17 protein-coding genes and 3 tRNA genes are annotated in these 20,547 nt (G+C 72.2%); 15 read left to right on the top strand and 5 right to left on the bottom strand.

What is annotated here, in order from left to right; genetic code table 11:
• Positions 1–12 precede the first annotated feature (12 nt).
• The 10 genes from accD to DRV96_RS01145 all read left to right on the top strand — a co-directional run bounded on the left by accD (position 13) and on the right by DRV96_RS01145 (position 8,220).
• On the top strand, positions 13–885 hold the full coding sequence (gene accD, locus DRV96_RS01190; RefSeq protein ID WP_119286774.1) for an acetyl-CoA carboxylase, carboxyltransferase subunit beta: 873 nt from the start codon (positions 13–15) through the stop codon (positions 883–885).
• An 83-nt stretch (positions 886–968) separates the two neighbouring features.
• A complete protein-coding gene (gene folC, locus DRV96_RS01185) occupies positions 969–2,264 on the top strand; it encodes a bifunctional tetrahydrofolate synthase/dihydrofolate synthase (protein WP_235823233.1) in 1,296 nt (431 codons plus the stop codon).
• 77 nt (positions 2,265–2,341) lie between these two features.
• The gene (locus DRV96_RS01180) at positions 2,342–3,136 is read left to right on the top strand and encodes an SPOR domain-containing protein (RefSeq protein WP_119286770.1); all 795 of its coding nucleotides are present in this window, start codon (positions 2,342–2,344) and stop codon (positions 3,134–3,136) included.
• Complete coding sequence (locus DRV96_RS01175) at positions 3,136–3,645, top strand: CvpA family protein (protein ID WP_119286768.1); 510 nt, start codon at positions 3,136–3,138, stop codon at positions 3,643–3,645. Before DRV96_RS01180 ends, DRV96_RS01175 begins: the two co-directional genes overlap by 1 nt.
• A 32-nt stretch (positions 3,646–3,677) precedes the next feature.
• On the top strand, positions 3,678–5,207 hold the full coding sequence (gene purF / locus DRV96_RS01170; RefSeq protein ID WP_119286766.1) for an amidophosphoribosyltransferase: 1,530 nt from the start codon (positions 3,678–3,680) through the stop codon (positions 5,205–5,207).
• Positions 5,204–6,433, top strand: coding sequence for an O-succinylhomoserine sulfhydrylase (locus tag DRV96_RS01165; protein WP_119286763.1), 1,230 nt, complete (start codon positions 5,204–5,206; stop codon positions 6,431–6,433). Before purF ends, DRV96_RS01165 begins: the two co-directional genes overlap by 4 nt.
• The gene (gene gltX, locus DRV96_RS01160; protein ID WP_119286762.1) at positions 6,430–7,863 is read left to right on the top strand and encodes a glutamate--tRNA ligase; all 1,434 of its coding nucleotides are present in this window, start codon (positions 6,430–6,432) and stop codon (positions 7,861–7,863) included. The genes DRV96_RS01165 and gltX overlap by 4 nt, the downstream gene beginning before the upstream one ends.
• A 38-nt stretch (positions 7,864–7,901) precedes the next feature.
• Positions 7,902–7,977, top strand: a tRNA-Ala gene (locus DRV96_RS01155).
• Between the two features lie 44 nt (positions 7,978–8,021).
• Positions 8,022–8,097 (top strand) — tRNA-Glu (locus tag DRV96_RS01150).
• Positions 8,098–8,143: 46 nt separating this feature from the next.
• Positions 8,144–8,220: transfer RNA gene (locus DRV96_RS01145), tRNA-Asp, on the top strand.
• Between the two features lie 128 nt (positions 8,221–8,348).
• On the opposite strand, the gene DRV96_RS01140 is transcribed toward DRV96_RS01145, so the two are convergent.
• Complete coding sequence (locus DRV96_RS01140; protein ID WP_119286760.1) at positions 8,349–10,241, bottom strand: hypothetical protein; 1,893 nt, start codon at positions 10,239–10,241, stop codon at positions 8,349–8,351.
• 187 nt (positions 10,242–10,428) lie between these two features.
• A complete protein-coding gene (locus tag DRV96_RS17945) occupies positions 10,429–10,581 on the bottom strand; it encodes a hypothetical protein (protein WP_162910281.1) in 153 nt (50 codons plus the stop codon).
• 222 nt (positions 10,582–10,803) lie between these two features.
• Here DRV96_RS17945 and DRV96_RS01135 point away from each other — a divergent pair, with 222 nt between their 5' ends.
• Both DRV96_RS01135 and DRV96_RS01130 read left to right on the top strand, forming a co-directional pair.
• Positions 10,804–11,637, top strand: a complete 834-nt coding sequence (locus DRV96_RS01135; protein ID WP_119286758.1) for a basic amino acid ABC transporter substrate-binding protein — start codon at positions 10,804–10,806, stop codon at positions 11,635–11,637.
• A gap of 18 nt (positions 11,638–11,655) precedes the next feature.
• Positions 11,656–12,405: an amino acid ABC transporter permease gene (locus DRV96_RS01130; RefSeq protein WP_119286756.1), complete on the top strand. Its 750-nt coding sequence runs from the start codon at positions 11,656–11,658 to the stop codon at positions 12,403–12,405.
• 36 nt (positions 12,406–12,441) lie between these two features.
• Here DRV96_RS01130 and DRV96_RS01125 read toward each other — a convergent pair whose 3' ends face one another.
• On the bottom strand, positions 12,442–13,425 hold the full coding sequence (locus DRV96_RS01125) for a ketopantoate reductase family protein (protein WP_119286754.1): 984 nt from the start codon (positions 13,423–13,425) through the stop codon (positions 12,442–12,444).
• Between the two features lie 119 nt (positions 13,426–13,544).
• On the opposite strand from DRV96_RS01125, the gene DRV96_RS01120 reads away from it, so the two are divergent.
• Positions 13,545–13,964 (top strand): acyl-CoA thioesterase, encoded by a 420-nt coding sequence (locus DRV96_RS01120; RefSeq protein WP_119286752.1) that lies wholly within the window; start codon positions 13,545–13,547, stop codon positions 13,962–13,964.
• Between the two features lie 9 nt (positions 13,965–13,973).
• Here the strand turns inward: DRV96_RS01120 and DRV96_RS01115 are convergent, their stop codons facing one another.
• On the bottom strand, positions 13,974–15,719 hold the full coding sequence (locus DRV96_RS01115; RefSeq protein ID WP_119286750.1) for a thiamine pyrophosphate-binding protein: 1,746 nt from the start codon (positions 15,717–15,719) through the stop codon (positions 13,974–13,976).
• An 8-nt stretch (positions 15,720–15,727) separates the two neighbouring features.
• Positions 15,728–17,413, bottom strand: coding sequence for an AMP-binding protein (locus DRV96_RS01110; protein WP_119286748.1), 1,686 nt, complete (start codon positions 17,411–17,413; stop codon positions 15,728–15,730).
• Positions 17,414–17,538: 125 nt separating this feature from the next.
• On the opposite strand from DRV96_RS01110, the gene ligA reads away from it, so the two are divergent.
• Positions 17,539–19,605, top strand: coding sequence for an NAD-dependent DNA ligase LigA (ligA, locus tag DRV96_RS01105; protein ID WP_119286746.1), 2,067 nt, complete (start codon positions 17,539–17,541; stop codon positions 19,603–19,605).
• A 56-nt stretch (positions 19,606–19,661) separates the two neighbouring features.
• Positions 19,662–20,531, top strand: a complete 870-nt coding sequence (locus DRV96_RS01100) for a 2-keto-4-pentenoate hydratase (RefSeq protein ID WP_119286743.1) — start codon at positions 19,662–19,664, stop codon at positions 20,529–20,531.
• The last annotated feature ends 16 nt before the right edge of the window (positions 20,532–20,547 follow it).

The following is a 20,547-nucleotide window of genomic DNA, read 5'->3' as shown; positions in this document are numbered from 1 at the left end:
AGGACGTCCCGCATGAGCTGGCTCGAGAAACTGTTGCCGCCGAAGATCCAGCCCACCGACCCGGCCGAGCGCCGCTCGGTGCCCGAGGGGCTGTGGATCAAGTGCCCGTCGTGCGAGTCCGTGCTCTACAAGACGGACCTCGAGCGCAACCTCAACGTCTGTCCGAAGTGCAACCACCACCACCGCATCGGCGCGCGCGCGCGGCTCGACGCCTTCCTCGACGCCGAGGGGCGTTACGAGATCGGCCAGGAGGTGCTGCCGGTCGACGCGCTGAAGTTCAAGGACAGCAAGAAGTACCCCGACCGGCTGAAGGACGCGCTCGAGGCCACCGGCGAGACCGACGCCCTCGTCGTGATGGGCGGCGCCGTGATGAGCGTGCCGCTGGTGGCGGCGTGCTTCGAGTTCGACTTCATGGGTGGCTCGATGGGCTCGGTCGTCGGCGAGCGCTTCGTGCGCGGCGTCAACACCGCGATCGAACAGAAGGTGCCGTTCGTCTGCTTCACCGCCACCGGCGGCGCGCGCATGCAGGAGGGCCTGCTGAGCCTGATGCAGATGGCCAAGACCAACGCCGCGCTGACGCGGCTCGCGAAGGCGAAGCTGCCGTACATCGCGGTGCTGACCGACCCGACGATGGGCGGCGTGTCGGCGAGCTTTGCGTTCGTCGGCGACGTCGTGATCGCCGAGCCGAAGGCGCTGATCGGCTTCGCCGGCCCGCGCGTGATCGAGAACACGGTGCGCGAGAAGCTGCCCGAGGGCTTCCAGCGCAGCGAGTTCCTGCTCGAGAAGGGCGCGCTCGACATGATCGTCGACCGTCGCCAGCTGCGCCCGACGGTCGCACGGCTGCTCGCGCTGCTGCAGCGGCAAAGCGCCGACGCGGTCGCCTAACCGAAGGCTTCGCGGGGATCCCGGCGGGCCGGCGTTGCCGGCCCTTTCCATGGGCCGCCGGCTGACGCCGGCGGATGCGCGACGTGACGACACCGACCACGCTGGACCAGTGGCTGGCGCACTGCGAGCGCCTGCACCCGAAGACGATCGACATGACGCTCGACCGCGTGCTCGCGGTGCGCGAGCGGCTGGGCCTGCGTTTCCGCGCCCCGGTGGTCACGGTGGCGGGCACCAATGGCAAGGGCTCGTCGTGCGCGATGCTCGAGTCGATCGCGCTGGCCGCTGGCTACCGCGTGGGCCTGTACATCAAGCCGCACCTGGTGCACTTCGAGGAGCGCTGCCGCGTGGGCGGTGCGCCGGTGGCCGCCGACGCGCTCGTGCCGCACTTCGAAGCCGTCGAGGCCGCGCGCGACGGCGTGCCGCTGACGTACTTCGAGTTCACGACCCTGGCGATCCTGCGCCTGCTCGCCGCGCAGCCGCTGGACCTCGTGATCCTCGAGGTCGGCCTCGGCGGCCGGCTCGACGCCGTGAACGCGATCGACGCCGACTGCGCGCTGATCACCAGCATCGACCTCGACCACATGGAATACCTCGGCCCCGATCGCGAGAGCATCGGCCGCGAGAAGGCGCACGTGATGCGCACCGGCCGGCCGGCCATCGTCAGCGACCCGCTGCCGCCGCAAAGCGTCGTCGACCATGCGCGCGAGATCGACGCCGACCTGTGGCTCGTCGGGCGCGACTTCGCGCACGCGGGCGACCGCCAGCAGTGGTCGTGGCGCGGGCGCTCGATGCGCTACAACGCGCTCGCCTACCCGGCGCTGCGCGGCGCGAACCAGCTGATCAACGCCGCTGGCGTGCTCGCCGTGCTGGAGGCGCTGCGGCCGGTGCTGCCGGTCACGGCGCAGGCGGTGCGGCAGGGGCTGGCCACCGTCGAGCTGCCCGGGCGCTTCCAGATCGTGCCGGGGCAGCCGGTGCTGGTGCTCGACGTTGCACACAACCCGCAGTCGGTCGCGACGCTGGCGGTCAACCTCGACCAGATGGGCTTCTACCCGCGCACGCACGCCGTGTTCGGCGCGATGCGCGACAAGGACCTGCCGGGGCTGCTCGCCCGCGTCGCACCCCTGATCGATGCCTGGCACGTCACCGACCTGCCGACGCCGCGTGCCGCGACGGCCACCGAACTCGGCGCGGCCGTGCGCGCCGCCAGCGCCGGCCGCGACGTGCCCGTCGCGATGCATGCGAGCCCGGCGCAGGCGCTTGGCGCCGCGGTCGACGCGGCAGACCCCGCTGATAGAATTTTGGTGTTCGGATCCTTCTACACCGTGGGCGGCGTGCTGCAGCAAGGCTTGCCGCGTCTGGGCGCCAAGCACCTCGGCTGACGCCGCGGCGCACCCCGGCCAGGGCGGCCGTCCGAGCGCGTCGTCGCCCGTCCGTCCGTCGTCTACCGGCCGCCTGCATGGCTCTGTTCCCCTTTCGCAAGCGCCACGACGCCGCCGAGGCGTCCGCCAACCCTGCCGAGCTGGTGCAGCGCGCGCGGGCGCGTGCGCGCCAGCGCCTGATCGGCGCCGTCGTGCTGCTGGGCATCGGCATCATCGGTTTTCCGCTGCTGTTCGAGACGCAGCCGCGTCCGATTCCGGTCGACGTCAAGATCGACATCCCCCGCAAGGACGCGGTGCCGCCGCTGGCGATGCCGCCGGCCGCCACGGGCGGCACGCGTGCGTCGGGGCAGGTGGCGCCCGCCGCACCCGAGGCGGCGCCGACCGCGGCGGCGCCCGCTGCGCCGCCGGCCGAGCGCCCGGCCGCATCGGCGGCCGTCGCCGAGTCCGCTGCGTCGGCGCCGACGCCCGGCGCCTCGACGCCGTCGAGCGCCGATGCGCAGCGCGCCCGCTCGCCGTCCGAGTCGCGGCCGGTGGCCGCCGCACCGGCCGCGCCGCCGACAGCGGCCGCGGCGGCGAACCCCGCGGCACCGCCCGCACCCGCGCCTGCGGCCACCGCGGCCGCAGCGGCGAAGCCGGCAGCCGAGGCGCGCTACGTCGTGCAGGTGGGTGCTTTCGCCGACCGGGCCACCGCGCAGAAGACGCGCGAGCGCGTCGAGCAGCTTGGACTGAAGACCTACACGCAGGTCGTCGAGACCGCCGGTGGCCCGCGCACGCGGGTGCGTGTCGGCCCGCTCGCCACACGCGACGAGGCCGACAAGGCGGCGGCGAAGCTCAAGGCGGCCGGCCTGCCCGCCGCCGTGCTGACGCTGTGATGGCCGCCACGCTCGCTTCGATCGGCTGGGTCGACTGGGCGCTGCTGGTCGTCGTGCTGCTGTCGGTCGCGGTCGGCCTGTGGCGGGGTCTCGTGTTCGAGGTGCTGTCGCTGCTCGGCTGGGTCGCGGCCTACGTCGCCGCGCAGGCGTTCACGCCGCAGGTCGCACCCCACGTGCCGGTCGGCGTCGCGGGCTCGGGCGTCAACCACGCGGCGGCGTTCGTCGTCGTCTTCGTCGCCGCGCTCGTCGTGTGGGCGCTGGCGGCGCAGCTCGTGCGGCTGCTGATCCATGCGACGCCGCTGAGTGTGGCCGACCGCACGCTCGGCGGCGGCTTCGGGCTGCTGCGTGGCCTGCTGGTGCTGCTCGCGCTGGCCACCGTCGTGACTCTGACGCCGGCGCGCGAGGCCCCCGACTGGCGCGACTCGGTCGGCGCGCAGTGGCTCACGGCCGTGCTGCGCGGTCTCAAGCCGATGCTGCCCGGCGAAGTCGCAGGACACCTGCGCGTCTGAGGCGCGCCGATCATCGCAACGAGGAATCGACCATGTGCGGCATCGTCGGCGTCATCTCGCGCTCGCCCGTCAACCAGCTGATCTACGACGCGCTGCTGCTGCTGCAGCACCGCGGCCAGGACGCCGCCGGCATCGTCACGATGCAGGGCACGAAGTGCTTCATGCACAAGGCGCGCGGCATGGTGCGCGACGTGTTCCGCACGCGCAACATGCGTGCGCTGCCGGGCACCGTGGGTCTCGGCCAGGTGCGCTACCCGACCGCCGGCAACGCCTACAGCGAGGAAGAGGCGCAGCCGTTCTATGTCAACGCGCCGTTCGGCATCGTCCTCGTGCACAACGGCAACCTGACCAACGCCGCCGCGCTCAAGCGCGAGCTGTTCGCCGTCGACCGCCGCCACATCAACACCGAGAGCGACACCGAGGTGCTGATCAACGTCGTCGCGCACGAGCTCGGGCGCGCGGCGGGTGACCGGCCGCTGACGCCCGACATCGTGTTCGATGCGGTGGCGGCGGTGCACCGCCGCGTCAAGGGCTCGTATGCGGTCGTCGCGCTGATCGCCGGCCACGGGCTGCTCGCGTTCCGCGACCCGTTCGGCATCCGACCGCTCGCGTTCGGCGAAGGCGAGACGTCCGACGGGCGCGAGGTGATGGTGGCCAGCGAGTCGGTCGCGATCGAGGGCACCGGCCACCGCTTCGTGCGCGACGTCGCGCCCGGCGAGGCGATCTTCGTCGACCTCGAGGGCCGTGTGCACGCGCGCCAGTGCGCCGAGCGCCCGCAGCTGTACCCGTGCCTGTTCGAGTTCGTCTACCTCGCGCGGCCCGACTCGGTGCTCGACGGCATCTCGGTCTACCACGCGCGGCTGAACATGGGCGAGACGCTCGCGCAGCGCGTGATCTCGACGATGCCGCCGAGCGCGATCGACGTCGTGATCCCGATCCCCGAGAGCAGCCGCCCGAGCGCGATGCAGCTCGCGCAGAAGATCGGCAAGCCGTACCGCGAGGGCTTCGTGAAGAACCGCTACGTCGGGCGCACCTTCATCATGCCGGGGCAGGCGGTGCGCAAGAAGAGCGTGCGCCAGAAGCTCAACGCGATCGGCATGGAGTTTCGCGGCCGCAACGTGCTGCTCGTCGACGACTCGATCGTGCGCGGCACGACGAGCCGCGAGATCGTGCAGATGGCGCGCGAGGCTGGCGCGAAGAAGGTCTACCTCGCCTCCGCCGCGCCGCCGGTGCGCTACCCGAACGTCTACGGCATCGACATGCCCACCGCCGAGGAGCTGATCGCGCACGGGCGCAGCGTCGAGGAGATCCGTCAGTTCATCGGCGCCGACGCGCTGATCTACCAGGACCTCGAGCCGATGCAGCGCGTCGTGCGTGCGCTCAACCCCAAGCTCGACGGCTTCGAGGCCTCGTGCTTCGACGGCCACTACATCACCGGCGACGTCTCGGCCGACGACTTCGCCGCGATGCGCGAGCAGCGCCTCGCGCAGGGCGACGACGACGACCCGCCCGGGCGAACGCGGCTCGCGCTGCAGAACAACGGCGTGGAGTCGGGTGCATGACCAAGCCGGGCATTCCGCGCGTCGACCTGCCGCCCGGCGTGCACCGCGACACGCTCGCGGTGCGCGAGGGCCTGCCGCGCACGCCGTGGGGCGAGAACAGCGAGGCGCTGTTCCTCACCAGCTCGTTCGTGCACCCCGACGCCGCCACCGCGGCGGCGCGCTTCGCCAACGAGGAGGAGGCCTTCGTCTACAGCCGCTTCGGCAACCCGACGGTGGCGATGATGGAGCGGCGCCTCGCGGCGCTCGAGGGCACCGAGGCGTGCATTGCCACATCGAGCGGCATGGCGGCGATCCTGCTGCTCGTGATGGGGCTGCTGAAGGCCGGCGACCATGTCGTCTGCTCGCAAAGCGTGTTCGGCTCGACGATCCGGCTGCTGCAGGACTTCGGCAAGTTCGGCGTCGAGACGAGCTTCGTCTCGCAGACCGACGTGGCCGCCTGGCGTGCGGCGATGCGGCCGAACACAAAGCTGCTGTTCGCCGAAACGCCGAGCAACCCGCTGACCGAGGTGTGCGACATCCGCGCGCTCGCCGAGATCGCGCACGCGCACGGCGCACTGATCGCGGTCGACAACTGCTTCTGCTCGCCGGCGCTGCAGCGCCCGCACGAGTTCGGCGCCGACCTGATCGTGCACAGCGGCACCAAGTACCTCGACGGGCAGGGCCGCGTCGTCGCCGGCGCGGTGTGCGCGAGCGAGGCGATCGTGCGCGACAGGTTCGTGCCGGTGATGCGCAGCGCCGGCATGAGCCTGAGCCCGTTCAACGCGTGGGTCGTGCTCAAGGGCCTCGAGACGCTCTCAATCCGCATGGACGCGCAAAGCGCACGCGCGCTCGAGCTCGCGCAGTGGCTGCAGCAGCAGCCGCAGGTCGAGCGCGTGTACCACCCGGGGCTGCCGTCGCACCCGCAGCACGCGCTGGCGATGGCGCAGCAAGGCGGTGTCGGCGGGCCGGTGCTGTCGTTCGTCGTGCGCGGCGACGACGCGGCCAGCGCGCGCCGCCACGCGTTCGCGGTGATCGACGCGACGCGCATCTGCTCGATCACCGCCAACCTCGGCGACACGAAGACGACGATCACGCACCCGGCGAGCACCTCGCACGGACGGCTGACCGAGGCGCAGCGCCAGGCCGCCGGCATCGGGCAGGGGATGATCCGCGTGGCCGTCGGGCTCGAACACGTCGACGACCTGAAGGCCGACCTCGCCCGCGGCCTGGCCACGATTCCGACATGACGACCACCCGCAACCCCTCGGTGCGTACACGCTTCGCGCCGAGCCCGACCGGCTTCATCCACCTCGGCAACATCCGCTCGGCGCTGTACCCGTGGGCGTTCGCGCGCGCCAACGGCGGCACCTTCATCCTGCGCATCGAGGACACCGACGTCGAGCGCTCGACGCAGGAGGCCGTCGACGTGATCCTCGAAGGCATGCGCTGGCTCGGCCTCGACCCCGACGAGGGGCCGTACTACCAGATGCAGCGCATGGACCGCTACCGCGAGGTCGTCGCGCAGCTGCTCGCCAGCGGCCACGCGTACCGCTGCTACATGACGCCCGAGGAGCTCGACGCGCTGCGCGAGCGCCAGATGGCGGCCAAGCTCAAGCCGCGCTACGACGGCACGTGGCGCCCCGAACCCGGCAAGACGCTGCCGCCGGTGCCGCCGGGTGTGCGTCCGGTGATCCGCTTCAAGACGCCGCAGGGCGGCGTCGTCTCGTGGGACGACAAGGTCAAGGGCCGCGTGACGTTCCACAACGACGAGCTCGACGACCTCGTGATCGCCCGCCCCGCGCCCGAGGGCAGCGCGCCCGACGCGATCGGCGCGCCGACCTACAACTTCTGCGTCGTCGTCGACGACATCGACATGCGCATCACGCACGTGATCCGCGGCGACGACCACGTCAACAACACTCCGCGGCAGATCCACATCTTCCGCGCGCTCGGCCACGAGCCGCCGGTGTATGCGCACCTGCCCACCGTGCTCAACGAGCAGGGCGAGAAGATGAGCAAGCGCCACGGCGCCAAGCCGGTGACGCACTACCGCGACGAGGGCTACCTCGCCGACGCGGTCGTCAACTACCTCGCGCGGCTGGGCTGGAGCCACGGCGACGACGAGATCTTCACGCGCGAGCAGCTCGTCGCGTGGTTCGACCTCGACCACCTCGGCAAGAGCGCGGGCCAGTTCGACGAAGCCAAGCTGCGCTGGGTCAACGCGCAGCACATCAAGATGACGTCCGACGACGCGCTCGCGCCGCTGGTGGCGCAGCAGCTCGCGCTGCTGGGCTTCACCGATCTGGCGGCACTCGACCTGCCGCGCGCGATCGGGCTGTTCAAGGACCGCTGCGCGACGACCGTCGAGATCGCCGAGTGGCTCGGCATGTACTTCGCGCACCCGACGCCACCGGCCGACGAACTGGCGAAGCACCTGACCGACGCCGTGCGTCCGGCGCTGCGGGCGCTGCGCGAGCGGCTGGCCGACGCCGAGTGGACGGCGCCGGGCATCGGCGACGCGATCAAGGCCACGCTCGGCGAGTTCAAGCTCAAGATGCCGCAGGTCGCGATCCCGCTGCGCCTGCTGGTGTGCGGCCGCGCGCAGACGCCGTCGATCGATGCGGTGCTCGCGTTGTTCCGGCGCGAAGAGGTGCTCGCGCGTTTGCAGCACGTCTGAAGTTCTGCCTATAATGCGCGTCTTGCTTGAACAGCGCCGGGGGTATAGCTCAGCTGGGAGAGCGCTTGCATGGCATGCAAGAGGTCAGCGGTTCGATCCCGCTTACCTCCACCAAAGCTAGGCTCGGGGTGGCGCGCAGTTCAGGCAGTGAAGGACAAGTCCCCTTCGTCTAGAGGCCTAGGACACGACCCTTTCACGGTTGTAACAGGGGTTCGAATCCCCTAGGGGACGCCAAGTCGGTCGGCACTTGCAGGGCAACCTGGAACGCCGGCGCCGCCGCGGAGCGGTAGTTCAGTTGGTTAGAATACCGGCCTGTCACGCCGGGGGTCGCGGGTTCGAGCCCCGTCCGCTCCGCCAAGATGCATGCGGCTTGCCGCCGAGACGCCCACCCCCGGTGGGCGTTTTCGTTTGCGTGTCCGGCGCGTCGTGCCCGGGTGGTCGGCGTCCAGCGCGTTCGGGCCGCCCGCCCGACCGGTCGGGTTTGACTACTCGGGCGCTCGCTCGAGCACCGCGACGTCGGGGCCGAGCGTCATCGTCAGCTCGCGGTAGAACTTGGTCACCTCGATCGCGAGGCGCACCGTCTGCCCGGGTTGGAGCTTCTCGACACCGAGCAGCGACGGCGGGATCAGCGCTTCGACCTGCACGTGAGGCAGCAGCGTGTCGATGACTTGCGCGAAGCCGCGCGGGTCGAGCCGCTCGACGGGTCGCTCGCCGTCGTAGCGCCACAGCTGCGGCACGAGCACGAAGCGTTCGGGCGCCGTCGGGTGCGTGCGCGGCGCGAGGTGCAGCGCGTAGCGGCGTTCGCCGGCGCCGGCGTCGACCGTGATGCGCAGGCGGTACGTCTCCGACAGCGGGAACTCGCCGTCGTGGGCCAGCAGGTCGAGGTCGACGTGGTTCTGCCCGATGTGGAAGACGTGCAGGCCCCGGTCGCTCCACGCGACGTGCACGTCGCCGAACGGCACGTACGGCGCCGGCGTCGCGAAGCGCACGAGGCGGGTGCCGGCCTTGTCGGTCCAGTCGAGCAGCGAGTTGTCGGTCGCGTCGAGCGCGCCGGCGGCGCGGCGGATCGTGCGCGGTCGCGCGACCGGCACGAGGTCGGCCCAGCGTGCCTTTGCGTGCAGCGCAGGCAGCGTCGGGTTCAGCGCAGCGAACGCGGCGACGAGCTCGTCGTACGGGCGGTCGTGGATGTCGACCAGGCCCATGTTGAAGTCCTCGCCGTCGCTGCGCCCGCCGGTGGGTTCGTCGTAGTACTGGAACCAGTGCACGCCGACGACGTTGGGGAACGACGCGAAGTGGCGCATCGCTGCGGTGGCGCCGCGCACGCGCTCGGCCTGCGTCTTCACGTGCATCAGGTGGCCGTTGTTGCTGTTGCCGCTGCGGTTCTCGTCGGCGGCGAAGAAGTACTCCGACACCAGCACCGGCGCGCCCGACAGGTCGCGCAGCCCCTCGAAGTAGTACGGTGCGACCCAGCCGTCGGGCACGTCGACGTTGTAGTTGGTCGACAGCACGTCGACGAGGCCGCGCTGCGCGAGCACGGCGTCCTGGTTGTAGTACAGCGGCAGGCGGTCGCCCATCACGAGCGCGTGCGGGTCGGCGTCGCGCAGCGCGTCGTGCACGAGCCGGTAGTAGCGCTCGGCGATCAGCCGCGTGAAAGCGGCGATCGCGTGGATGCCCTGGCCGCCGGGGCGCAGCTTCAGCGCCGCGCCGCGCGCCTTGAGACGCTCGAACGAGTCCAGCCCCGGCGACACCGGCACGAAGTCGGCGAGCAGCCGCTCCCAGCGGCCGTCGTAGCGGTCGTGCAGCAGCTGCCACAGCACCTGCTTCGACGAGAACTGCCAGTCGAGCTCGAGGTGCCACAGGAACAGCGGCGAGCTCCACCAGCCGACCTCGTTGTCGGTGAAGCGGCCGATCACGCGCGGGTTGCCGCGCTGCGCGGCGACGATCTCGCGCGCGACGGCGCGCGTGGTCTCGGCCTTCTGCGGGTCGAAAATGTCGTACCAGTGCAGCTGGGCCTTGCGGCCGAGGTCGATCTCGGGCACCAGCGGCAGGCTCATCACCGCCGACTCTTCGGACCACCCGCCGGCCGTGTTGAAGCCCCACGCGCGCAGGCGCCGCTCGGTGGCTGTGCCCCACGCGGCGAGCGAGGGGTAGTGGCGACCCCAGAAGTAGGCGCGGCCGGTGCGTGCCTTGTCGTCGTCGTCACCACCGTTGACGGTGTTGACGCCCAGCGAGAAGAACCGCTGCCCGTCGGGCTGCACGAGCCAGTGCACGCCGTCGTGCTGCGTCGTCGACCAGCCGCCCGCAGCGGCGACCGCCGGCGGCAGCAGGGCGGCCAGCGCGAGCACGGCCGTGGCCGCCGCCGAGCGCAGTGAGCGCACGACGCTCGGCGCGCGCTCGGGCCGTCGCGGCGAGGGGGAAGGGGGCTGTTCGGTGGCCCGGGCGTGGAGGGCGGGGGTGGCGGGGACGGGCACGAGCAGGCAGACGGGCGGCGACGCGCACGATTGTCGCGGCATCACCGAAGGGCGGCCGTGGCGGTCGGGCGTGTGCGCCGCCGTGCGCCAGCGCTCAGCGCGGACCGACGCCCAACTTGATCAGCAGGCGCAGGTACTCGAGCTCGGCGTGCAGCTGCTGCAGGCGCTGCTTGAGCTCCTGCCACGCCTGCAGCGCCTCGGCAGCGCTGGGCGCAGGATTGGCGGGGCGGCGTTGCGGCTTGTCCATGGCGTGATGCTCTGGAGGCGCGCCCGGTGGGTCAACCCCGCGATCCGGTGGGCCACCCGACGCGCGCGGGCGGGCGAGGAGGGCGGTCGCGCAATGCTCCAGAATTGGGGGTTTTCGTGTCGCCCGCGGCGGGCGGCGACGCGGCCCCGGTCGGCGGGGCCATGCACCGCTGCCGCGACCGGCCCAGCGTCCGATCACCACCCCACACGGAGAGCTCCCGTCATGACGTCCCTGTCCCACCGCCGCTTCCTGCGCGCCTCGGCCGCGCTGTTCACCGGCGTGCTGCTCGCCGCCTGCGGCAAGGCCCCCGAACCCGCGCCGGCGCCCGCCCCGGCGCCGCAGGCCGCGGCTCCGGCCCCGGCGCCCGCGCCCGCCAAGGTCTACACCGTCGGCACCGATGCCGCGTACGCGCCGTTCGAGTCGCAGAACGAGAAGGGCGAGATCGTCGGCTTCTCGGTCGACCTGCTCAACGCGATCGCCGCGAAGGCCGGCATCGAGGTCAAGTTCGTCAACACGCCGTGGGAAGGCATCTTCAACTCGCTGCAGCAGGGCGACCGCGACCTGCTGATCTCGTCGATCACGATCACCGACGAGCGCAAGCAGACGATGGATTTCTCCGACCCGTACTTCGACGCGCACCAGCTGATCGCGGTGCCCGAGAAGTCCAAGGTCACCAAGTTCGACGACCTGAAGAAGCTCAAGGTCGGCGTGCAGACCGGCACCACCGGCGACGAGGTCGTCACCAAGCTGCTCGGCAAGACGAACACCAACGTCAAGCGCTTCGAGTCGACGCCGCTGGCGCTCAAGGAACTCGAGGCGGGTGGCGTCGACGCGGTCGTCGCCGACAACGGCGTCGTCATCAACTACGTCGCCAACCACCCGACGGCCAAGTTCCGCACGATCAACGACCCGGCGTTCGAGCCCGAGCAGTACGGCATCGCGGTGAAGAAGGGCAACACCGAGTTGCTCGAGAAGATCAACAAGGGTCTGGCCGAGATCCGCGCCGACGGCACCTACGACCGCATCTACGCGCAGCACTTCGGCGAGAAGAAGTAAGCGTCACCCGGAGGCCCGATGGACCTGCGCTGGGGCATCCTCGCCGGCTACGGGCCCCTGTTCGCTCAGGGGCTCGCGATGACGATGATGCTCACCGTCGTCTCGCTGTCGCTGGGCATGGTGCTCGGCCTGCTGTCGGGGCTGGTGTCGTCGTCGCGCGACCAGCCGCTGCCGCGCTCGCCGTGGCGCTGGCCGCTGTACGGCCTGCAGTGGCTCGTCTCGGCGTACGTCACGTTCTTCCGCGGCACGCCGCTGTTCGTGCAGATCCTGCTCGTGCACTTCGCGCTGATGCCGATGCTGGTGCACCCCGACGACGGGCTGCTCGTCTCGGGCGAGCTGGCGCGCACGTTCCGCCAGAACCACGGCGCGTTCCTGTCGGGCGTGCTGGCGCTGACGCTCAACGCCGGCGCGTACATCTCGGAGATCTTCCGCGCCGGCATCCAGTCGATCGCCGCCGGCCAGTGGCAGGCGGCGCAGGCGCTGGGCCTGAACCACGCGCAGACGCTGCGGCTGGTGATCCTGCCGCAGGCGTTCCGCCGCATGGTGCCGGCCTTCGTCAACGAGGCGATCACGCTGACGAAGGACTCGTCGCTGGTGTCGGCGATCGGGCTGGCCGAACTGGCGCTCGCGGCGCGCACGGTGGCCGGCGCGTACTCGCGCTACTGGGAGCCGTACCTGGCGATCTCGGCGATGTACCTGCTCTTGACCTGGAGCCTGTCGCTGCTGGCCAAGAAGCTCGAGGCGCCGGCGCACCTGCGCGGGCGCTGAGCCGGTACTCGCGCGGGCGCTGACACCCGCGTCCGCTCAGCCGCTGCGGTCGCCCGCCTCGGCGAGCTTGACCAGCGCGTGCAGCGCCTGGTTGACCGGCGTCGCGACACCGAGCGCGGCGCCGCGGCGCACGACGAAACCGTTGAGGTGGTCGATCTCGGTCGGGCGGGCACGCGCGACGTCCTGCGCGGTCGACGAGCGCTGCGCCGGCATCGTCTGCGCGATGCGCTCGATGCCGGCGATCGCCTCGTCGAGCGCCAGCGCGACGCCGTCGGCCCGCGCGACCGCGACGACCTCGCGCGCGACGGCGACTTGCAGTTCGCGCACCGGTGCCAGCCGCGCCATGCGCTCGTACGGCGCCTGCGTCAGCGCCGATGCGGCGTTGTAGGCGCAGTTGAGCAGCAGCTTCATCCACAGCGCGGGGCGTACGTCGGCGACCCGTTCCACCGGCACGCCCGCGCCGGCCAGGCGCTCGATCGCGCGTCGCAGTGCGCGCGCCGACGCGTCGCAGCCCGCCGCGTCGGGCGCGCCGACGACGAGCCGCCCGCCGCCGTGGTGCACGACGACACCGGGCGCCGGCATCTCGGTGGCGACGTAGACCACCGCCGGCGCCACCGCCGCGCGCACGTGCCGCGCGATCGTCGGCGCGTTGTCGACGCCGTTTTGCAGGCTCAGCACGACGGCGTCGGCGGCGACGTGCGGCGCGATCTGGCGCGCGACCGCCTCGGTGTCGTTCGACTTCACGCACACGAGCACGAGGTCGGCGCCGCGCACCGCGGCGGGGTCGGTCGTCGCGTCGAGCGCGAACGTCTCGACGCGCCCCTCGTGGTGCAGTTGCAGCCCGTGCGCCGCGACCGCGCGCACGTGCGCTTCGCGCGCGATCAGCGTGACCGGCTCGCCGGCGCGCGCGAGCATCGCACCGTAGTAGCTGCCCACCGCACCCGCACCGACGATCGCGGTGCGCCGCGGCGTCGCGTCGTCGCGCGGTGTTGATGGGGTGGGGGAGTCGGGAAGGGGCATCGGGGGTGTCGTGTCGGTGCGCGTTTGTACCTCGTGCCGCGGCCGCGTGCCGATGCCGCCAGCAGCAGGCGTGCGCCGACTCGCCGACAATGTCGCCGGGAGTGAGAAGAGACAGAGCCATGAGCAAGAGCCACGTCCACCGCGTCGACGTCCACTTCGGCGACTGCGACCCCGCCGGCATCGTGTTCTTCCCGAACTTCTCGCGCTGGATGGACGAGGCGTCGCTCGCGTTTTTCATGGCCTGCGGCGTGCCGCCGTGGCGCGAGCTGCTGAAGACGCGCGGCATCGTCGGCACGCCGCTGCTCGAGATCCACACGAAGTTCTACAAGCCCGCGACCTACGGCGAGACGATCGAGGTCCACACGACGATCGAGGAATGGGCCGCGAAGACGTTCCGCCACCGCCACGTCGTCAAGCGCGGCGACGTCGTGCTGTGCGAGGGCACCGAGGTGCGCGCGTTCGTGATGCGAGACCCGGCCGACCCGGACCGCATCCGCGCGATCCCGATCCCCGAGGACATCAAGGCGCTGTGCAGCTGAGCGGCAGGCCTACATCGACAGCGACCCCTCGCGGAACGACGTCCGGTCGAGCCAGACGTTGACGAGCACCGGCCGTCCCTCGCGTGCCAGCTCGCGCGCGCGCCGCAGCGCCGGGCGCACGTCGTCGTCGCGCTGCACGAGCAGCCCGGCCGCCCCGAAGCCGGCGGCGACCTCGTGGTACGCGGTGCGCGCGAGCACGGTGCCGACGTCGTCGCCGAGCATCTTGACCTGTTCGCGCGCGATCTGCGTCCAGCCGGCGTCGTTGCCGACCACCGCGATCACCGGGATGCCCTGACGCACGAAGCTGTCGAACTCGACGAGGCTCCAGCCGCAGGCGCCATCGCCGAACACGATCCACACCTCGCGCCCGGGGCGCATCGTCGCCGTGCCGAGCGCGAAGCCGGCGCCGACCCCCAGCGTGCCGAACGCGCCGGGGTCGAGCCAGCCCAGGGGCCCGCGCGGGCGCAGGATGTAGCTCGCGGTGCCGACGACGTCGCCGCCGTCGGCGACGAACACGGCGTCGTCGGCGGCCTCGGCGTCGAGCGCACGGAATAGCGCGAGCGGGTTGACGAACTCGCCGCGCGCGGCGGCGTCGCGGTCGATCTCGGCTTCGCGCGCCGCATCGCGCCCGCGCAGCGTCGCAAGCCACTCGGCCCAGCGCGCCGGCGCGCTGTCCGCGCGACCGGCCAGACGCGCGATCGCGTGGCCGGCGTCACCGATCAGCGCGATGTCGGGACGGCGGTTCAGTCGCGCGTCGCGCGCGCTGCGGTTGGCCGCGACGAGCGTCGCGCCGCGGCGCACGTGGCGGCCGTAGTCGAGGCGGAAGTCGCACGGCACGCCGGCGAGCAGCACGCAGTCGGCCTCGCGCAGCGCGTGGCGGCGCGCGTGGCGCATCTGCAGCGGGTGGTCGCGGCCGAGCAGCCCGCGCGCCATGCCCGACAGGTACACCGGCACGCCGAGCCGCTCGACGGCCTGCGCGAGCGCGCCGACGTGGCCCGCGTCGACGACGGCCTGGCTGCCGATGACCATCAGCGGCCGCTGTGCCTTTGCGAGGGCGGCCGCCGCGCGCACCATTGCCGCGTCGCCGGCCTGCGGCACGGTCACGGGCTGCACCGCCGGCGGCGCGGTGTCGCCGCTGCCGTCGAACAGGCGCTCGGCGTGGCGGTTCAGGACCCAGCGCAGCGCGCGGTCGGCCAGCCCGGTGCCCTTGCCGGCGGCGTCGGCGTACCACTGGCGGATCAGTGCCTCGTCGTACAGCAGATCCACCGGCAGCTCGACGAACACCGGCCCCGGCACGCCGTCGCGCGCGAGCGCGAACGCATCGGCCACCGCGGGGCCGAGGTCGCGCACGCGCCGGCAGGCGATGAAGCGCTTGACGTGCGGCGCCACCAGCGGGCGCTGTGCGATGTCCTGCAGCGCGCCGCGCCCCTGCAGTGCGGTCGGCGCCGCGCCGCCGAGCACGACGAGCGGCGACTGCGCGAGCTGCGCGTTCTTCAGCGCCGTGATCGTGTTCGTGATGCCGGGGCCGGCCGTCACTGCCGCGACGCCGGGCACGCCGCTCAGCCGCGCCGCGGCGTCGGCGGCGAACACGGCGGTGGCCTCGTCGCGCACGTCGACGACGCGCACGCCGCGCGCCGTCGCGCCGGCGAGGATCGGCGAGATGTGCCCGCCGCACAGCGTGTACAGGTGCGTGACGCCGTGCGCGACGAGGGCCTGCGCGACGCGGTCGCCGCCGTGGCGCACGGGAACCGTCATTCCCGCCCTCATGCCCAAACCACGCGGTGGCCGTCGGCGTACCAGCGCTCGACGCGGTCGGCCACCGACTTCTCGATCGTCGCGCGCCTGATCTTCATCGTCGGCGTCAGGCAGCCGTTGTCGATCGTCCACGGTTCCTTTGCGATCACGATCATCTGCAGCTTCTCGTGGTCGGCGAGCTGCGCGTTGACGCGCTCGAGCAGCGCCGCCATCTCGCGCTGCACGTCGGCGCGCACCGCCGGGTCGGCGAGCTTCGGGCGCAGGTCTTCGGCGAGCACGACGAGCGCGTACGCGGCCGGCTGGCCGACGCCCGAGACCATCGACAGCTCGACCATCGGGTGCACGTTGATCAGGTTCTCGATCGGCGCCGGTGCGACGTACTTGCCTTTGGCGGTCTTGAACAGCTCCTTCGCGCGGCCAGTGAGCCTGAGCAGCCCGTCGGCGCGGCGCTCGCCAAGGTCGCCGGTGCGGAAGAAGCCGTCGTCGGTGAACGACGCCGCCGTCAGCTCGGGCTGCTTGTAGTAGCCGCTGAACTGGCCGGGCGACTTGATCAGCACCTCGCCTTCGGGGCTGATCTTCACCTCGACGCCGGGCAGCGGCACGCCGACGTAGCCGGGCTCGGCGAAGCCCTCGCGCGACGAATGCGAGTACGAGTTGTCCTCCGTCATCCCGTAGCCTTCGTACAGCTTCAGCCCCAGGCGCCGGTACCAGCGGATCAGTTCGGGCGGCAGCGGCGCCGAGCCGCTGCCGGCGACCTTGACCGCGTCGAGCCCGAGGCCGGTGAGCACCTTCTTCGCGACGATCCGGCCCAGGATCGGGATCGCGAGCAGGCGGTCGAGCTTGGCCGGTGGCATCTTCGCGAACACGCCGAGCTGGAACTTCAGCCACAGCCGCGGCACCGACATGAACACGGTCGGCCGCGCGCGCTTGAGGTCCTGCACGAAGGTGTCGAGCGACTCGGCGAAGAACAGGTGCGTGTCGCCGTCGACGAGCGAGGCGCCTTCGCCCCACGAGCGCTCCATGCTGTGCGCCAGTGGCAGGTACGACAGCGAGCGGTTCTCGCCCGGCCCGACGCGCGCGCGGATGTCGGCGGCGATGCCCTCGGCGGCGCGCGTGAAGGCGTCGAAGCGCACCATCACACCCTTGGGCGTGCCGGTCGAACCCGACGTGTAGATCAGCATCGCGAGCTCGTCGGCGGTGCGCGCCGGCCGGCCCCCGATCGGCGCGGTGCGCGCCGTGATCGCGTCCCAGCCCTCGCATTCGGCGAGTGCCGACGCCGGCGCGAGCGGCAGCGCGATGCGCGGCAGGTGCGCCGGCACGCCGCTTTGCTGCTGCTCCCAGGTGTCGAGCTTGCCGACGACCAGCAGGCTCGCCTCGCTGTGCTCGAGCACGTAGCGGATCGTCTCGGCGGTCTCGGTCGGGAAGATCGCCACCGTCGTGTAGCCGCCGATCCAGATCGCCAGCTCGGCCATCACGAAGTGCGCGCAGTTCTTCGACAGGATCGCCACGCGCGCCCCGCGCGGCAGCCCGAGCGACTGCAGGTGCGCCGCCATGCGGCGCGACTGGTCGAGCACCTGGCGCCAGCTGTAGTCGCTGACGCGACCGCCGCCCAGCGGCTGCGTCAGGTAGATGCGCTCGGGGTGCGTGGCTTCGTGGACGTAGACGTGGTCGAGGATCAGGCGGGGTTCGGGCACGGTCGTCTCCTGTCGTGGTTCTTCTCGCCGCTCGGTCGCGCGGCGAGCGGCAGCGTACGCGCCACCGCACGCGCCGACCACTGGGGCAACCCTGCGCCGGGTGCGTTGACCCACAATGCGCGCCGATGTCCACCGCACCTGCCGCCACGCCGCGTGCCGCCGCCCAGCGGGCGGCCGAACTGCGCGCGCTGATCCAGCACCACGACCACTGCTACTACGTGCTCGACGCGCCGGAGATCCCCGACGCCGAGTACGACCGCCTGTTCCAGGAGCTGCAGGCGCTCGAGGCGCGCTACCCCGAACTGCGCACGCCCGACAGCCCGACGCAGCGCGTCGGCGGCGCGGTGCTCGAGGGCTTCGCGCCGGTCAGGCACGCGGTGCCGATGCTCAGCATCCGCACCGAGACCGACACCACCGAGGGCGGCGCACGCGCGTTCGACGCGCGCGTGCGCCGCGAGCTCGGCTTGGCCGACGGCGACCCGCCGGTCGAGTATGCGTGCGAGCTGAAGTTCGACGGCCTGGCGATCAACCTGCGCTACGAGCACGGCGTGCTCGTGCAGGCGGCCACGCGCGGCGACGGCGAGACCGGCGAGGACGTGACGCAGAACATCCGCACGATCGGCGCGATCCCGCTGAGGCTGAAGGGCGTCGACGCGCCGGTGCTCGAGGTGCGCGGCGAGGTCTACATGCGCCGCGACGACTTCGAGGCGCTCAACGAGCGCCAGCGCGCGAAGGGCGAGAAGACCTTCGTCAACCCGCGCAACGCCGCCGCCGGCGCGGTGCGCCAGCTCGACCCGGCCGTCGCGCGCCAGCGGCCGCTGAGCTTCTTCGCGTACGGCGTCGGCGAGGTGCGCGGCTGGACGCTGCCGGCGACGCACCACGCGACGCTCGACGCGATCGCCGCGATGGGCGTGCCGGTCGACACGCACCGCGCCGTCGTGCGCGGCGCCGACGGGCTCGTCGCGTTCCACCGCGACATCGCGGCCCAGCGCGACGCACTGCCGTTCGACATCGACGGTGTCGTCTACAAGGTCGACCGGCTCGACCTGCAGCGCCAGCTCGGCTTCGTCACCCGCGAGCCGCGCTGGGCGGTGGCGCACAAGTACCCGCCGCAGGAGCAGACGACGACGCTGCTGGCGATCGACGTGCAGGTCGGCCGCACCGGCAAGCTGACGCCGGTGGCCAAGCTCGAGCCGGTGTTCGTCGGCGGCACGACGGTGTCCAACGCGACGCTGCACAACGAGGACGAGGCGCGGCGCAAGGACGTGCGCGTCGGCGACACCGTGATCGTGCGCCGCGCCGGCGACGTGATCCCCGAAGTCGTCGGCGTCGTGCTCGACCGCCGGCCGAATCACGTCGGCCCGCCGTTCGACATGTACCGGCTGCTGCACGGCAAGTGCCCGGCGTGCGGCAGCGCGATCGTGCGCGAGGAGGGCGAGGCCGACTGGCGCTGCACCGGAGGCCTGTTTTGCCCCGCGCAGCGCAAGGAGGCGCTGCTGCACTTCGCGAGCCGGCGCGCGATGGACATCGAGGGCCTGGGCGACAAGCTCGTCGACCAGCTCGTCGACGGCGGCATCGTGCGCACGCTGCCCGACCTGTACAAGCTCGGCGTGGCCAAGCTCGCGGCGCTCGAGCGCATGGGCGACAAGAGCGCGGCCAACCTCGTCGCCGCGATCGAGGCGAGCAAGCGCACGACGCTCGCGCGCTTCCTCTACGCGCTCGGGATCCGCCACGTCGGCGAGGCCACCGCGAAGGACCTCGCGCGCCACTTCGGCTCGCTCGACCGCATCATGGACGCCAGCGTCGACGAGCTGCTCGAGGTGCGCGACGTCGGCCCGGTGGTGGCGCGCAGCATCCGCACCTTCTTCGACCAGCCGCACAACCGCGAGGTCGTCGAGCAGCTGCGTGCCGCGGGCGTGCACTGGGACGAGCACGCGGGCGCGCCGCCCGCCGAGGCGCTGCCGCTGGCGGGCAAGACCTTCGTGCTCACCGGCACGCTGCCCACGCTCACGCGCGACGACGCCAAGGCGATGCTCGAAGCCGCCGGCGCGAAGGTCGCCGGCTCGGTGTCGAAGAAGACCGACTACGTCGTCGCGGGCGAGGCCGCCGGCAGCAAGCTCGACAAGGCGCGCGAGCTCGGCATCGCGGTGATCGACGAGGCGGGGCTGCGCGCGCTGCTCGGCGGCGGATGACGCGGCCGCGGCTTCGTATCATGCGTGCCGCCACCCCCTGACGAGGAGACACGACGATGAGAACGACCCTGTCCCGCCTGGCACTGGCCGCCGCCGCGTTCGTCGCTGCCGCGCCGGCGCTGTCGGCCTGCCTGACCGAGGCGCAGGTCGCCGCATTGGCCGACGCCTACTACGACAAGCGCCCGGCGCCGAACCCCGAGGGGCTCAGCGCCGCCGACGGCGAGTGCTCGCGCGCCAAGCTGCTCGCGCTGCTCGACCTCAACCTGCGCGAGCGCGCCGGCTACAAGGCCGGGCTGACGAACCCGGCGGTGCAGAAGCGCTTCAATGCCGACGCGCCGGTGTGGGGCGTGCTCTATGCGTCGATGCTGCTGCCCGAGGGCAGCACGGTCGACGCCCGCTTCGGCGCGCGGCCGCTGTACGAGGCCGACCTGCTCGTGCGCGTGAAGGACGCGGCGGTCAACGACGCGAAGACGCCAGCCGACGTGATCGCCGCGATCGACCAGGTGATCCCGTTCATCGAGCTGCCGGACCTCGTCGTCGAGGCGCCGCCGCGGCTCAACGGCGCGGCGATCACCGCGATCAACGTCGGCGCGCGGCTGGGCGTCACAGGCCGGCCGATCGCGGTGCCGGTCACGCGCGGCGAGCGCTACCAGCTGCTCGATGCGCTCGGCAAGATGACGGTCATCGTCAAGGCCGACGGCGCCGAGGTCGATCGCGGCAAGGGCAGCGACGTGCTCGAGCACCCGCTGAATGCCGTCGTCTGGCTCGCGCAGGACCTCAAGCGCCACGGGCTCGCGCTCAAGCCGGGCGACGTCGTCAGCCTCGGCTCGTTCTCGCGGCTGCTGCCGCCGAAGGCGGGGCAGAAGGTCGAGGTCGAGTACTGGGGCCTGCCCGAGCCCCGCACGGTCAGCGTGAGCTTCCGGTGACGCGGCACCGCGCGCC

Source organism: Azohydromonas sediminis, assembly GCF_003574675.1.
Taxonomy (GTDB): Bacteria; Pseudomonadota; Gammaproteobacteria; order Burkholderiales; family Burkholderiaceae_C; genus Calidifontimicrobium; species Calidifontimicrobium sediminis.
This window is presented reverse-complemented; position numbering and strand designations above follow the sequence as displayed.